General features: G+C 33.7%; 18 protein-coding genes and 1 pseudogene. 15 read left to right on the top strand and 4 right to left on the bottom strand.

What is annotated here, in order from left to right:
- The first annotated feature begins 4 nt into the window (after positions 1-4).
- Positions 5-1225, top strand: coding sequence for an L-2-hydroxyglutarate oxidase (lhgO, locus tag LT143_RS00270; RefSeq protein WP_246938539.1), 1221 nt, complete (start codon positions 5-7; stop codon positions 1223-1225).
- Between the two features lie 187 nt (positions 1226-1412).
- Here lhgO and LT143_RS00265 read toward each other — a convergent pair.
- Positions 1413-2550 (bottom strand): annotated as a pseudogene (locus LT143_RS00265) (IS110 family RNA-guided transposase).
- A 481-nt stretch (positions 2551-3031) separates the two neighbouring features.
- Between LT143_RS00265 and LT143_RS00255 the strand changes: the two are divergent.
- The 7 genes from LT143_RS00255 to LT143_RS00225 all read left to right on the top strand — a co-directional run bounded on the left by LT143_RS00255 (position 3032) and on the right by LT143_RS00225 (position 6054).
- Positions 3032-3529, top strand: coding sequence for a PadR family transcriptional regulator (locus LT143_RS00255; protein WP_246938537.1), 498 nt, complete (start codon positions 3032-3034; stop codon positions 3527-3529).
- Between the two features lie 83 nt (positions 3530-3612).
- Positions 3613-3870, top strand: a complete 258-nt coding sequence (locus LT143_RS00250; RefSeq protein ID WP_246938536.1) for a hypothetical protein — start codon at positions 3613-3615, stop codon at positions 3868-3870.
- A 20-nt stretch (positions 3871-3890) separates the two neighbouring features.
- Entirely contained in the window at positions 3891-4079 is a 189-nt protein-coding gene (locus tag LT143_RS00245; protein WP_246938535.1) for a hypothetical protein, read from the top strand.
- 20 nt (positions 4080-4099) lie between these two features.
- Entirely contained in the window at positions 4100-4279 is a 180-nt protein-coding gene (locus LT143_RS00240) for a hypothetical protein (RefSeq protein ID WP_246938534.1), read from the top strand.
- Positions 4280-4442: 163 nt separating this feature from the next.
- Entirely contained in the window at positions 4443-4829 is a 387-nt protein-coding gene (locus LT143_RS00235) for an MHYT domain-containing protein (RefSeq protein ID WP_246938533.1), read from the top strand.
- A 6-nt stretch (positions 4830-4835) separates the two neighbouring features.
- On the top strand, positions 4836-5069 hold the full coding sequence (locus LT143_RS00230) for an MHYT domain-containing protein (protein WP_246938532.1): 234 nt from the start codon (positions 4836-4838) through the stop codon (positions 5067-5069).
- A gap of 37 nt (positions 5070-5106) precedes the next feature.
- Complete coding sequence (locus tag LT143_RS00225) at positions 5107-6054, top strand: sensor domain-containing diguanylate cyclase (RefSeq protein ID WP_246939116.1); 948 nt, start codon at positions 5107-5109, stop codon at positions 6052-6054.
- An 83-nt stretch (positions 6055-6137) separates the two neighbouring features.
- Here LT143_RS00225 and LT143_RS00220 read toward each other — a convergent pair whose 3' ends face one another.
- A complete protein-coding gene (locus LT143_RS00220) occupies positions 6138-8177 on the bottom strand; it encodes a hypothetical protein (RefSeq protein ID WP_246938531.1) in 2040 nt (679 codons plus the stop codon).
- A gap of 115 nt (positions 8178-8292) precedes the next feature.
- Between LT143_RS00220 and LT143_RS00215 the strand changes: the two genes are divergently transcribed.
- From LT143_RS00215 to LT143_RS00205, 3 genes are all read left to right on the top strand, one after another.
- Positions 8293-8688 carry a hypothetical protein gene (locus tag LT143_RS00215; RefSeq protein ID WP_246938530.1) on the top strand — a complete coding sequence of 132 codons (396 nt, stop codon included), beginning with the start codon at positions 8293-8295 and terminating at the stop codon, positions 8686-8688.
- 35 nt (positions 8689-8723) lie between these two features.
- Positions 8724-8882 (top strand): hypothetical protein, encoded by a 159-nt coding sequence (locus LT143_RS00210; protein ID WP_246938529.1) that lies wholly within the window; start codon positions 8724-8726, stop codon positions 8880-8882.
- 141 nt (positions 8883-9023) lie between these two features.
- A complete protein-coding gene (locus LT143_RS00205; RefSeq protein ID WP_246938528.1) occupies positions 9024-10859 on the top strand; it encodes a competence protein CoiA in 1836 nt (611 codons plus the stop codon).
- Positions 10860-11272: 413 nt separating this feature from the next.
- On the opposite strand, the gene LT143_RS00200 is transcribed toward LT143_RS00205, so the two are convergent.
- Positions 11273-11695, bottom strand: coding sequence for a hypothetical protein (locus LT143_RS00200; protein ID WP_246938527.1), 423 nt, complete (start codon positions 11693-11695; stop codon positions 11273-11275).
- Positions 11696-12027: 332 nt separating this feature from the next.
- Positions 12028-12417 (bottom strand): helix-turn-helix domain-containing protein, encoded by a 390-nt coding sequence (locus tag LT143_RS00195; protein ID WP_246938526.1) that lies wholly within the window; start codon positions 12415-12417, stop codon positions 12028-12030.
- A gap of 185 nt (positions 12418-12602) precedes the next feature.
- Here LT143_RS00195 and LT143_RS00190 point away from each other — a divergent pair, with 185 nt between their 5' ends.
- From LT143_RS00190 to LT143_RS00175, 4 genes are all read left to right on the top strand, one after another.
- A complete protein-coding gene (locus LT143_RS00190) occupies positions 12603-13184 on the top strand; it encodes a hypothetical protein (RefSeq protein WP_246938525.1) in 582 nt (193 codons plus the stop codon).
- A 119-nt stretch (positions 13185-13303) separates the two neighbouring features.
- Positions 13304-14032 carry a hypothetical protein gene (locus tag LT143_RS00185; protein ID WP_246938524.1) on the top strand — a complete coding sequence of 243 codons (729 nt, stop codon included), beginning with the start codon at positions 13304-13306 and terminating at the stop codon, positions 14030-14032.
- Between the two features lie 33 nt (positions 14033-14065).
- Entirely contained in the window at positions 14066-14677 is a 612-nt protein-coding gene (locus tag LT143_RS00180) for a hypothetical protein (protein WP_246938523.1), read from the top strand.
- Positions 14678-14744: 67 nt separating this feature from the next.
- Positions 14745-15449, top strand: a complete 705-nt coding sequence (locus LT143_RS00175; protein WP_246938522.1) for a nuclease-related domain-containing protein — start codon at positions 14745-14747, stop codon at positions 15447-15449.
- Positions 15450-15454: the final 5 nt, after the last annotated feature.

The following is a 15454-nucleotide window of genomic DNA, read 5'->3' as shown; positions in this document are numbered from 1 at the left end:
CAGCATGTATGATTTCACCATAATTGGAGGAGGAATTGTCGGCTTATCGGTTGGTAAGGCGTTACTAGAACGTTTTCCAAATGCTAAGGTACTATTATTAGAAAAGGAAAAAACACTTGCATCACATCAAACGGGACATAACAGTGGGGTTATTCATTCAGGTATTTATTATAAGCCGGGTAGCTTTAAAGCCCAATTTGCTCGTAAAGGTAGCCAATCCATGACCGAGTTTTGTCAGCGTTATAATATTGAGCATGATATTTGTGGAAAAGTAATTGTAGCAACGAAGGAAGAAGAGCTTCCGTTATTAGATAATCTTTTTGACCGCGGTTTACAGAATGGACTAAACATAAAAAAAATCGATTCCGACCGCCTGAAGGAAATTGAACCTCATGTGAAGGGTCTTGGAGCTATTCATGTACCAATGGCCGGAATCGTTAATTATAAACAAGTTTCGGAAGCTTTTGCTACTATTATTAAAGAAAATGGTGGAGAAGTTAAAGTATTTGAAGAAGTGACAAATATTAAAGAAACGAATGACGGAGTTTTCATTGATACGAATAATGCGACCTACCAAACGAACATGTTGATTAATTGTGCTGGTTTACATAGTGATCGAATTGCAAGAATGACTGGGTATGCTACTGATACCAAGATTGTACCGTTTAGAGGTGAATATTTTAAGCTGAAGCCGGAAAAAAGAGGGCTAGTTAAGAATCTCATCTATCCTGTACCCAATCCGAATTTTCCGTTCTTAGGTGTACATTTTACGAGAATGATAGGTGGAGAGGTAGACGCCGGACCAAATGCCGTTTTAAGCTTTAAACGAGAAGGATATCGAAAAACTGACTTCAATATCAAGGATTTTGCTGAAGTAATGTCTTACGGTGGATTTTGGAAGCTTGCAAGTAAATATATGAAGGAAGGTCTTGATGAAATGGCTCGTTCCTTCAGTAAAAAGAGATTTGTAGAGAGCCTTCAGGAATTAATTCCTGAGATTACAGAAGATGACTTAGTACCAGCTCCAGCTGGTGTAAGAGCTCAAGCACTTAAAGCAGATGGTAGCCTTGTTGATGATTTTCATATTATCAAGGGTAAAAAAAGTATTCATGTGTGTAATGCACCTTCACCGGCTGCCACTGCATCCATTGAGATTGGTAAATATGTTGTCAATCAAATACCTGAACAGACTCATTTGCGTGAGGCTTCTGTCGGCGGATTTTAATAAGGAGAAGGAACCTAGAGTAATAGGTATCCTTCTTTTTTTGGCTCTTTTTCTGTGAAAATAATTATCGGGTTTAAACTTCACCCGAACTGTTTATCCTAATACTAATCAAATTTTTACAATAGGAAAGTAGAGCTACCTTAATTTAAGGTTTCTCGTATAACTTTTTTATTGTTTGTCTATACTGCTAGTTTACGGGTGTCTCGTTGTAGGGTTCCTTGTTTAAAAGCATATGATTGACAATCGTAAGCATTCGGTGTGCTATCGCAACGAGTGCTTTTTTCTTTCCTCTTCTCGCAGCCAATGACCAATATTTAGTTGATAATCTTTTATTTCGACTTCGTGAAACAGCCCAGGCAGCTTCACATAAAGCAGATTTTATGTGTGGATTTCCATTCATCGTTCGTGAAGTCTTTCGTTTCCCTGCACTTTCATGATTACCAGGTGACAAACCTGCCCAGGAGGTGAGGTGTTTAGAGGTTGGAAATTGAATCATATCCAGACCTATTTCAGCCAATATAACCGCAGCTGTGTCTTTCTTAATACCTGGCATTGTAATAAGAAGATTTACTTCTTTTTGATACTTTACTAAAACGTCATCGATTCTTTTCTCAATTTCAGCTATTAATTCTTCCAGGTTTACAATGTGCATCCAAGATTGCTTGATAAGAAAAATCTGATGATCATTCAATGTTCCAAATAATGAATCGGTAATTAATTGTCTCTTATGTTCCATCTTTCCGTGGATTCTCTGTTCGACTTCTTCCGAATCTATATAACCTTCCGTCATTAATTTTTCTAAGAGCTTTCTTCCTGAAACACCAAATACATCTGAAATAACGGTTCCCAATTTGATGTTCGAAGCCTCGAGTACCTTCTGAATCCGATTCTTTTCAGATGTCATATGTCCAATCCACTTCTTTCTAAGGCGTGTTAAATCACGAAGATTACGAAAGTCTTCAGGAGGAACAAAGCTTTTTTCAATCAAGCCATGTCTTAATTTGGCGATCCATTCTGCATCTGAAACATCTGTTTTTCTACCTGGAACGTTCTTAATTCTTTGTGCATTAGCTAAGGTAATATCAAAGAAATCTTCTAAAATATTGTAAACAGGTTTCCAATAAATCCCGGTGCTTTCCATCGCAATATGGGTAACCTGTTTTTCCCTCTAACCACTTTAATAGGCGAAATAAATCTTTCGTTAAAGTAGGAAAGGTTTCAATCTCCTTTTCCATGTCAGTTTCAGATTCACCTAACAATACACAAGCTACAATTGTTTCTGCATGAACATCTAAACCCGCACACCGTTTGTATAATAGTTCCATTCCACTCTTCCTTCATAAAGTATTCCACAAAAACAGTGGAACGAATTTGAAATTGAACATTTTTCTGTTCGTAGTCATCTCTCATAAAAGAGAGAGCTAACAATGGGTTGTGCACCAAATTCATTCCAACAGTTTTCTAAACAGGGTTAAACCACCATTAAGAGCCACGTTATATACTCACTGTTTGTAGTATCTACATTATGGTAAAGAGAACCTATTTTCATTCCCGGGTTGAGAGCGAGAGGTCATGAGATGTTTTCTAATAAATTCCCTACTAATACTATAAAACCGAAGTGTCATTGTAAGAAAACCAGGCACCACACCTAGTCGATCCAATTTTTATTCAACTCTTAAAAAGCTAGTAAATGAAGGATTGCTACAAACTCAAGAAGAAGGAAAGAGACTGATTTACTCCATTACTGGTCAAGGTAAAGATGCTCGTCAGTCTTTCTTTCAAGACCATTATGAATAACTTACAGAAGTGAAGCGGGTACTCGATGTATTTCATGCTGATCTACATGGACATTCCAAAGGTAAGATTCAACCTTTTAACGAAGAATATCGTCCATTCTTTTCTAAATTAGTGAGTGTTCGTGACCATATTAAGTATGTCATTCTTAAAGAGCTCCTGAGCGGGGTCTACGGGTCCATGAAGAAGCGTTTCTACGTAAAAGATATGAGAGACCAGATTAAGCAAAAATACGGTTGGGATTCGTCTGTGAGCTATATTTACGATATTGCGAGATTGATGGAAGAGAAGGAAGGTTTTCTAAAGGGAATTTGGGTAGATAGTGAAGGCTTTGAAAGTAATACCCGTCATAAACGACTCTATGAATTAACAGAAGAAGGAGCGAACCCTGCAATCTTTCAACGGATCTCTTCAGACGTAGCAAATAGAGTAGGGGAAGTACGAGAGGCAGTTTCAAAAGTTTTATCTATTCTAGAACAGAAAACAGAGGTTAATAGCGCCGATAAGTAAAATAGAGCCTTTGAAAATTAGAAATCATCCTTACGATGCACTAACATGAAGATACAAACACAGAACATAAGGAGGTTATCACAATGTTTTCAGATATCCATATTGAACAACCTACCATTCATGATAAAAACGGATTTGAAGTAGCGATTATGCTCGAAAAAATGGTGATGATCCTGGGATTAATAAATATTGGAACACCCGCTGATAAAGCAAAAGGAAAAGAAGAGCTTGTAAAGATTGAAAAGGAACTAATGCAGTGCTTAAATCGTGAGGCATTCCGGGTAGCTGCTATAAATATAGGTTATACAAAGGAAGAGTTAAAAGAGGTTTTCTCAAAATAAAATTAGCTGGGAATTAACTTATGAAAAAGAAGAACATCTTCATTTTATTAGCTATATCTGTATTAGCATTCATTTCTGAATCGATGCTTCGCCTTCAAGGAGTGGATTTATATATTACCTTAATAACACGATTAATTAGTTTGGCAACTGGGGGATATGCTGTATCCCTTATCGTGACAAGCATACGTAAAAATATAGAGAAGAATTAAGGATTAGGAAAATAGACATCATGGAATTACTTAACTGGTTTTTATCCCTTAACACACTTTCAATCATTATCGTTGTAATCCTTGCTATATGGATAGTAGTAAGAAAAATTACTAAAATAATTGGCTCATTCGTTTCAAAGGTCACATCATTGTTGTTTGGTTTAATTGGTGTAGCAAAACTATACTTCATGCTCTTTTAAAAAGTAGGATAAGTAACTATTATTAGACTTAGCGTTGATCACTTGATTGACGCTTTTTTATGTTGAAGGTCAACAATAGATAACGTTAATTAAATCACTAACTAGATGATATATTGTTGAAAGGATTTCTATTATAAATTATAAAGGTGTAATTATATGACATTTGAAACTGAAATCATTGGACACACCAGTTACACTTGGTTATTTTTCTGTTGTAATTGCCATGTTAACTTCATATACTGCTGTTCACTTATTAAGCAGGGTGACAACTTATAAAAATCGTGACCGGATACTGTTATTTGTCGCTTCTGTCATAATGGGTGGGGGAATCTGGACCATGCACTTTATTGGCATGCTCTCGGTTCATATAGATATCCCAATGACATATAACTTAAAATTAGTAGGCTTATCGCTTATTTTACCTATAGGAACCTCTATCCTGTCATTTTGGTTTATTGAGCATCATACCAAAAATAGATACTCATTGGTGTTAAGTAGCTTGATAATGGGAGCTGGTATAGCAGGAATGCACTATACTGGTATGGCTTAAATGGAAATGGAAGCTACAATTACGTATAAACCTGGAATGTTTTTATTATCCATTGCTATTGCTATTTTAGTCCTTGTCATTTCATTTTGGTATTATTCAAAGAAAAGAGAAGGTAAATTAACAAGTAGGATAGTAGGTTCTGTATTATTAGGTTTAGCTATCTCTTCATTACATTATACCGGTATGGGTGCTGCTCAATTTGTAACCCACAACCATGTTCCTAATTTACCGAGGAAATGACTATATTAGTGAACATAGCAATCTAATTTTGGTAGTAATGAGTGGGTTGTTTATATTTTTAGTCCTAATATCCATCATTGTAACTTCACTTCTGGATGAGAAAAGCAATATAAAACTAAAGGTAAGTGAAGAATGTTATCGGAAGTTAGTGGAACAATCACCATTTGGAATCATAATCCACGAATTTGGTAAGCTCACTTATGTAAACAAAGCTGTTATGGAAATTCTTGCAGCAAAGAAAGAGAATGAGTTAATTGGTCGAAATGTACTGGACTTAATAGACCAAAGTTATCATGAAATTCTTCGAAACCGTTGGAATTCAATTCAATTAAACCCAACTGTAGATACGTTAGAAGAAAAAATGATTCGACTAGCTCATAAAGTAATTGATGTAGAAATGAAAGGAATTCCATACGAAGAAAATGGTGTTTTAAAAGTACAGGTCTTTTTTCAAGATATAACAGCCAGAAAAGATGCTGAAAAACTTGTTTATCAAATGGCCTACTATGATAGCTTGACTCATCTTCCCAATAGACGATTGTTTAATGAACGATTAAACGCTGCATTGCAGTCTGAGAAAGATATAGCGGTGATGTTTATTGATTTTATTGATTTGGATGGGTTTAAGCAAGTAAATGATAATTATGGGCATGATATTGGTGATGAATTGTTAAAGAAAGCAGCAAAGAATATAAAAGAATGTGTAGGAGAACATGATACGGCATCACGATTAGCAGGTGATGAGTTTGCAATACAGTTATCCAATATTGATTATGAAAATACACTTGAGATTGCTGAAGATATAATTAAGAAGCTCGACTCTCCAATAAAAATTGATGATATAGAGGTATCAATTACATCAAGCATCGGCATTTCTTTTAACAGTAATAAACTCAAGGACAGTGACAAATTAATAAAAGAGGCTGATAGTGCGATGTATCAGGCTAAAGTAACTGGGAAAAACAGATACTATGTTTACGAATAGAAAGAAGCAAAAAGACCTTACATTTCTGCAAGGTCTTCTTTCTTATCTGAACAGTATTTGTCATACTCTTAGAAACTTGTATTCTAATTCCTCAGTTTGTCTCTAAGTTTTCTAGCAAAAGCTCTTTCCTCAGAAGTTGTTTGAACTTGATTACCGGTTATACCACGAGCAGTTTTTCTAATCCAATATACTTCCGAAGGAGGAATTGCAACCCCTTCTTCAATACAGCTTTGATAAAACTCTAACTTTAAACTAATCATGGACAACTTCTTTCTACGAATTCTTTTATATATCTCTGTACGATTTAGGATGTAATCATTTTTTCTAGCATTTAAATACTCTGTTAGAGATAAGATCTGACCGTAGTTTAGAAGCATATATTTAAATATGCCAAATAACTCTTCTTTTAGTATTGATATAGTCTTATCATTTGCTTTTTTTATAATTAATGCTGGTTCTACCTTCAGTTCATTAAGAATGTTTTGCGCCTTGGCCTGTTGATTTTCACTAACTTTCCCTTTTATAGTAGCCCCTCTATTTTCACTGACATTTACAAGCCATTTGATTTCTTTTTCTGGAATTTTCTTTTGGGAACGAATACAAAAATCAAATAGATCTAGTTTCTCGTCAATTACAGCAATTTGTGCAATACGTTTACTTAGTTCTTTAATTTTTTCATCGCTTTTATTCGATATAATTTCTGTTCTTGTTAGGATATATCCATAGTTTTCTAACATATAAAGAAAAAGTTCTTGTATTTTCTCCTTATCCCAATATCCTCTTCGTTTAAATCGAGTCTTCATATTAAATGTACTAGCAAACTCTTCATAAGTGTCAAATCTTTTAATAATTTCGTTATAGTAAGGTCTATATCCGTTATTCACAAGAGTAGTTGTTTCAGGGACATAGTCAGTATCATCACTCAATTCCATTACTTTGTTAAACAATTCCTCGTTAGTAAGTAAACCTGAAGGTATAAATACACTTTGTTCTATATACTTGAATGGTAAGTGAAGGTACTTTGAAAAAACGTCATAAAGAGACTCTTGTATCTTTTTATAGCTATTTTTATCAAAGGTAGCTGGACCTTCAATACTTATAAATGCGTTTTTGTATACATCAGCATAGTGCTTTTCTTTATCAATTCTCGTAGCATTATACTCAACACCAAGTGAAGAGGTATTCTCCCTCTCGAACCCCCAAACCTCTACGTGCAATCCTCCACCATCCTTCAAAGGAAGGAAAAAATCACTTCTATAATCATAGCCCTGAAAAGGATATTCTTCTCGGCTATAAGGAATCTTATTTTCAAAAAGATAGTTTGCAACATATACCTCATACTTACTTGAATTATAAAAGCCACTGTTATCTCTTAGATCCTCTTTGTTATTTAGACCAAGTTTCCTTTTAATTTCATAAATACCACCATGATGTTCTAATATATTAAATCCTACCTTCAACTCTCTAAGTAAAGTAGGAGTTGAGGGAAATACATTATTATGTTCTGCTATTATTTTTCTAATTGCCTCATAAAAGACAAACTCATCTTGATAGTAATTACGTGATTTTCTTGGGGCAACTACATTAATTTCAAGTCCATATTTAATAGCAATTCCAATTGCCATTGTAGAAATACTTGTATTATCTTGATGGCGTCTCTTATTTGTTAAATTATGATATAATTTTTTTCCCTCTGGATGGTCTTTCATCTTATGAATGGTTTTGTGTTTTAAAATGAAGGACTCCAGTTCTTTTAATCTGTTCTCCTCAAAAGTCCAATATCCATCATCATCTATAGTTAACATGCCTTTATGTTGTTTAAAGGTTAATACATCTCTATACTTTTTATATTTACAATTATCACAACAGTCCTTCTCAACATATCTCTGTTCCTTTAAATAATGGGAATATGCCTTCCAAAGACTGTTATGTTTCCTTTCCGTAATTCCTTCCTCTAGACAGTAATCACATATTACATCTACACGTGTATCAGAGTATATAGCCAAATGTTCAACTTTAACAGGAAGCCAATCCCTCATTTTTGTGAATTTGTAACCAAGCTCCACGAATTTTCTTTTGTTTTTTGAGTTCCACCTTACATATGTCCCTTTTGTTATCAACATAATTATTGCTTCCCCCGTAACTTAAAATAGCCCTAATAATTTTTTGAATTACTACTAATATCATATTACTATAGAAATAGATATAAGAGTCATATTGAAGAAAGGAGTGTTAGTGATGATAGATTTCAGCAAATACCCAGTAGCAGAAGAATTACTCAAACAAAGTGACATGATGGATAAAGTAGATAGAGTAAGATGGACCGGGACTATTTCTAGACAAGATGCAGCTCTCACACTTGCTGAGATGCTGATTCAAGCGAAAGCAGGTTTATCAAGCAATATCAAACTTCGTAAGCGTTCGGAAATAACGGCCAACCATTATCATTCAGTAGTAAGTGATGAATTAAGTGTTATCGCAGAAATGGAAGCAATGGCAGATATGGGACTTAGCTCAGATGATGAAACCCGCTTATTTAGACATAAATATCCTGGATTCGCTCCATCAAATAAGAGTGAACCAAAGCCAGTTAAACAAAATCCTAATAATAACGTTATCCCTCTATTTAAATAAGAGCTAAGCAATACATCATGAAGGAGCAATAAAAAATGAATTCATTTTTTCAAACAATTGGTGGAAGAAAGCTAATTGAAGGAGAAATCCCTAGCATTAGAAAAGCACTCGCTAACATAGCTCATGAGCTGAAGAGAGCAAATGATCTAAAAGAGTTTGAATTACTCCAAAATAAACAGCAACTAAATCATTAAATTAATTAAACATCAAGTCAGTCCTTTTCATAAGGTGCTGACTTTTTTCTTGTATATTCACATTATAAAAAGAGGACTCACATCAAATTTGGTGAAATACTTAATTAGTTATTTATAAAAACAGCTAATGGGAGAAGAAAAATGTTAGTTGCCATTGATCAATACGGGAATAAAATCTCGCCTATAACCAAAAACACTGAAGAAATAAAGTTTTTATCACAATGCAAAGTACTGTACTGTTCTGAATGTGAAAAGCCTGTAACGTTCTTTTCCGGACAAAAACAAGTACCTCATTTTAGACATGATAAAATACTGAACTGTGTATACGAAAGTGAACCAGAAACAAAGGAACACCTTGAAGGCAAAATACAAATCTACAACTGGCTGAAGGAGTTATTTCCAGATGCTCAAGTTGAAATGGAATATAAGATCCAAGAAACAAATCAACGAGCTGATGTCATGGCCATTCTACCTAATGGAAAACGAATTGCTGTTGAAATGCAGTGCTCAAGGATTTCAGGTAACGAATGGTTAGATAGACATAATCTATATAAAAGTGTTGGAATTCAAGACGTGTGGGTATTAGGTAGTTCTGTGCATACCTATGGTATAACGAACGGTGAAGTGGATGAAGAAAAACATAGATTAGTATCACTTTCTGAAGCCATTTTTAAGCAGTTTAAGTCATTATTCTTCTTAGATACTGAGTCTGTTGAAGTGAAAGCAATTTATCCATTTATCTTTGAATCGAGGATGTCTAGTCTACTTATAAAAGGCTCTGAAGAGAGGTTTGAACTAAAAGAAGGTATCATCAGGGGACATCTAATCGGTACTGACCACTACTTTCAAATGCTACTTGAATGGAAAAAGAAGCGAGAAGAAGAAAGAATAGAACAAATGAAACGGGAACAAGAGGAAAAAGAAGAAGAAAAACAATATCAATTAAGGTTGAAGAAGCAACAACTAGAACGTGAAAGAATGTTAGAACGTCAACAGCTAGTTATTCAACAAATAAACACAAACCGTAAATCATATATACGACATATTGATATTCATTTGGATTATCTACGAATACAGATGACTCCTAATGAACAAGCTTTGTTTAATCGCCTTTGTGAAAAACATAACTTTAATGCAGAAAACTTTCCGGGCTTTTTAAATGTATATACTCTTAATGACTTTTTAATTGAAACGCCAAGACAGGTTTGGCAGCTATATCTATATGATAAATACCTTTACCAAAAAGAGAAGGTCTGGTTAGACAATGTGAAAAATGATTTTTGGAAATTAAAGAAAAGTGGTGTGTTTCGTATAAAGTATATGAAAGAAACCGAGGCAACCTATTCATTCGCAATATACGACTATATTTTTAAATTGGGACAGACTGGTTACTTAACTCAGTTAGGATGGAGACCTAAGTACCAACAAATCAATTGTAAGGCCCTGCCTAGATTACATGATGGTGTTGCTAATCGCTATGTATCACTCTATATATCTAGTATGGAACGCAAAGATTACGGGAGAACAGATCGCCATTTACATGAAGAATATATTGCTCTAAACCGCAAAGAACTAACTACAAATGAGATAATAGAAACTTATAATGTTTATAGTGCTATGTTAGATATTGAGAAACCGGTGGAAGTTACCAAAAGTAAGGAACGAGTTATTGATCCTATTCAGTTTATGGCTAATAGGAGCTTCATGCAGACGAATAGGACAAGTGCTAAAAAGAGCAGACCTACACCAGTAGAGATTAACAAACCCGTTGTAGCAACTATAGAGGATCTTCTAAAAATCCATGAAGACCAATTAAACTTTATTCAAAGTAAAGAAGATAAAATTAGTCAAGGACTGCAAAAGGATTGGATAAAAATTAGTTCTATATTGCAGGCTCAAACACTAGAAGCGGATTTCTCATATTCAAGTTTCAAAGTAAATCTAACTAACCTTTATAACTCAGTAGACAATAAATAGGCAAAAGCAAAAAAAGGATGAACTCTTTAGAGTAAGTAGTTCAGTTTTGGAGTGCAAACTAAGAAAAAACAATATTTTTAGCATACGAATTCGCAACACATTTCGTATGCTCTTTTTTGTTGATATAATAACGATTTATTCACATTTGACGGTGTTTTCACGCCTTAATTCGTATACCTTTTCAATACAATGAAATATATATTGTAGTCATGTGATTTATGTAGCGAATTCGCTTGCGAATTGCAGCAAAAAACCATAACGGATTTTATCCATTATGGTTCATTCATTCTCTTATAGGGATTAAAATCCATAAGAAATTCGCTTTTTGAAAGTGACTCTTTCTTCAACTAAAGCACCCTTTAGCTTAAGAAGAAGCTATTAATTTCAACTTCCAGTAATCCTTTAAATTCGTCTTAATTTGAGTTAAGATCACGCTCAAACTCCTGTATCCATTTATAATCCAATGGATCATTTACTACTTTATAAATTCGTGTTGTTGCAACGACATCTCGTTCGAAGGTATAAATCTCATAATCTCCGCTTTTATATACTATGCGAAGAGTAAACTGTTCTCTTGGATAATCAGAAGACCAACCCTTTTTCATAGATAACCTTACTTGATATTGATTTAAAAATTTAGCAAGTTGATTTAGTTGTTCTTGGCTTACCCTTGGAATTTCAACGCCGTTAAGTTCTCTTTCTTCTGTTGTCAGAAGAATGCGGTCAACTTGTTCAATATTAAGTACATCATCTAAGTCTTGCACACGGTATATATATAAGGTTAATAAAATAACAATAAGTAGGATAAGTGCAGCAATTATTCCATATTTCCTCAAAATGACACATCCTCGCTTTACTATTAAAGGTTTAGAAGAATTAAATTAATTAATTACCTAATTACATCTCCATTTCTCAACTCAATTCAGAAACTCTTCTTTCACTAAACTTTCCCGTTAGTTGAATAAGCTTTGTTTAAAGAATAACATATTTACAGAATAATCTTATAAAATTGTCATCTACGAAAAGCCTGCGATTTTAACAGTGAATATATATACCGATTACATATTAAAAAAGCAGTCCGTTTTGGACTGCTATTTCTAATTTTGCACTCCAAAACTGAACTACTTACTCTTTAGAGTACATCCTTTTTATCTATTATCTACTTAAATCATTCATTTTCAGTTAATAACATGGTATTAATTATGGTAATAATCTTCTTTTGGTTGGTAGAACTAATTTCTCTTCCACCCCAAGTAAAACCATTAAAAGAATTTAGGTATTCCAAGAGGTCTATTTTATCACCAGTTGATTCAGATTCAGTGTAACCCGCAATCACCATTAATTCCTCGTAAGGAAAGGAGTAAGCTTTGCTAATCTTCTTTAAGATATCTGGTGAGGGGTGAATTGGTTTATCGGTTCTTGGATCAATTCCTTTTTCTAAATTACTTAAATAGTTATGAGAAATACCAATCCGAGTGCTAGCATTTCGTAAAGATTCTTTACCACGTAATTGGCGTAACATCGTAGGTAGAGTTTGTTTAGTGTCATCTTTAATCAATGATTCCTACCTCCTTAAAAGAGCACCAAAAAACTTAGATATATGTAATTCTTGATTACCATTTTAACTATAATATATTGTTCTTACAAGCAAAAGGTTTTAGGTCTTGAAAACAAAGTCTTTAAACAATTGTTTAAATTAATTATAATTTTTGTAAGCAACTTTTTTTCAAGGAGAACAAGTACATGGAAGACTATCGCACGAGAATAACAAACGTTGTTAGAAGTTACGGTGAATTATTTAATCAAAATAGAATTGGTCCCTACACAGGAACCTTTGAAATCTATATTTCAAGGTTATTTCCCATTCCATTTAGAGAAGTTGTGCCAATATCATATCAAAAGTGCTTTGAACAACTGATAGAGAATCGATTTCGATATAAAGATGAATATTCATTTATGTCGGATTCAGTTAACCTATCCCAAGCTCTAAATGAAAAAGACTTTACGGAATGGCTTAATAAACATACAACTAAATTCACAAGTTTTGACTTAGCCCTATCTGTATTGGAAGAGACGGGTCACGAATTTAGTTACGGAATGGAACATGTTGCTGATAGCTTTTTTATCAGAGGAATTATTGAATTAGATGATCCAGTTAACCCTACATACTTAAATGGAGTAGAAATGCCAACAGAATTCGTTCTATTTGATTGTAAAATGTCTAATCTAGATCAATATTTAGATGGTGACGAATTTATTGATATGGTTCATCGAATTGCTGCATCACTAAAAATTAATCCAGTAGGTCTTAAAAGTGGAGAATAAATCTTCACTTTTTTATTTTTTTATTTTGTAATTCATGGTTGACACTATCTCTTTATTTGAAGTACACTTCTACTAGAAACAGAGAAAATTACCTATACTCATAAAAAGGAGTAAATAATATGAAGAAAATTATTAGTCTATTATTACTATCTACTATTCTACTATTAGCAGCATGTTCAGAGAAATCTTCTTTAGAAGAGCAAGTGGTGGGAGATAAAGGGAATGCAGAAAAAACGATAGAGGAACAAATAAAAACACTAAGTGAAAAGACAGGCAAGCCCCAACTGTCACTTCTAAATGAAGAAGAATTAGTTAAATGGTATTTCAAATTTCTAAATAACAAGGATACTAAATTGATCGAAGAAATAGCTGTATCAGGTCAAGAGAAATTAATTCAGGAACAAACAACGATCATTACTGAACACCTAAAAACAAACGAAATTCAAGTTAACTTCTTAGAAACGATTGAGTTACTTACAAGTGGAGATACTCGAGCCATTATATATTCAACAGAAATACTTAATATGGAGAATGAAAGAATTCAAGTAGAAATTAATACACTAAGCTTATTAAAACAAGAGGATGGCTATAAGTTAGTTTTTGATGCTAATCAATTATCTCAAGAACATACTCAATCCTTTGTTGAGTTACAACAACAATTAAATAAGCTTGTTCAACAAGATGAAGAAATGCAAAAACACCTCGCATGGGTGCAAGAACAAAATCAAGTCCATCAACAAGCATTACAAGACCATATGAATGCTCATCAACAATTTATGGATCAGAGTCAACAACAGCAAATGCAACAGATGCAACAACAAATGATGCCACCACCAAGTGGCTTTTAAATTAATAGGAAACTTAACAAAGGAGAGATTATCATGAATATAACTAAGCTACTTACTATTGCAACAATATTTGTGTTAACATTGTTAACTGGATGCTCCGAGAAAGCAAAAACAGAAGAAGAAATTAGAGCAGAAGTAAAAGCTGAACTCCAAGCAGAGGCAGAAAAGGATAAATTAAAAGAGGAACTAAAGGAAGAAATAAAAAATGAATTAGCATCTGAAAATACAGAATCAACAGATAGTGCGTCGGTAGCTGCTACTCAACCAGAAGTAGAAACCTCCATTTCCATAGAACCATATGTTACAACCAATCTTACATTTAGTAATTTTAATGTAAACAAGCAAAGCGATGGGTATTTATTAATAATGGATACTGAAAATACAAATACACAATACAGTGTTGCATTTGGATGGGGAACAGCTGGAACCGCTACATTGGTAACAACCGAGGGGGAGTACACTGCAAACTTCCCACATATGGAACAGCTAGGTGCAGGAGTAACAAAAAGCTATACATTTAAGTTTACAAATGCAATGGGTGAGCCTAAAGAGCTTATCATTGATAATGTTAATCTAGTAAATAAAGCAAACGGAAAACTACCTACTCCTGGTCAATCTGAGAAATTCATCATTTCATTAAAGTAAAAAAAGGGTAGTCTTACCCTTTTTTTTTATAAAGACTCACCCAACTTACACTAGGAGGATTACTACTATGGCTACGATCCATAAAAATAAAAATCATTTAGAAGATTTTCAAAGTAAGTACCTACTATTATCTATTTTATTTTTTATTCCTACTGCTCTTTATGGCATCTTATTTGTTACCCAAGGCTATCATTTTGAAGGCATATGGCATTTAACAGCTATCATCCCCGCTGCAATTGGGGGCAAGTTTTGGCATAAATATAAAAGTATAAACTCTGGTATTGAGGGTGAAAAAACAGCGATAAACTCGGTTTCTGAATTACCTTCTGGATACACCGGAATATCAAGTGTCAGAGTTTCATATGACGGAAAAGACGCTGAACTAGACTTAGTGGTTGTAGGTCCAAATGGTGTTTTTATAGTGGAAACCAAAAATCATAATGGAGAAATAGCAGGTAATGTTGATTCTTCTACCTGGACACAACACAAAGTTGGAAGAAAAGGTGGAGAGTACACAAATACAATGAAAAACCCATTAAAACAAGTAAAAAGGCAAGTATGGATACTATCAAATTATTTAAAAGACAATGGTACAAGGGCATGGGTGGAAGGGTGTGTATTTTTTTCTAATCCAAGTGTTGATGTTAGGTTAGATGATTTTCATGCACCTGTATTTAATTCAAAATATCAGTTAAATAAATTTATTGAAAACTATGAACCTAAAAAGAAAATAGAGCAAGAAAGAATAAATAAAATTTTAAGGCTACTTTAGCAAAG

The sequence above is a fragment of the Bacillus pinisoli genome, assembly GCF_023036475.1.
Classification (GTDB): Bacteria; Bacillota; Bacilli; order Bacillales; family SA4; genus Bacillus_BS; species Bacillus_BS pinisoli.
The sequence above is the reverse complement of the archived record's forward strand: the minus strand, read 5'-3'. Positions and strand labels throughout refer to the sequence as shown.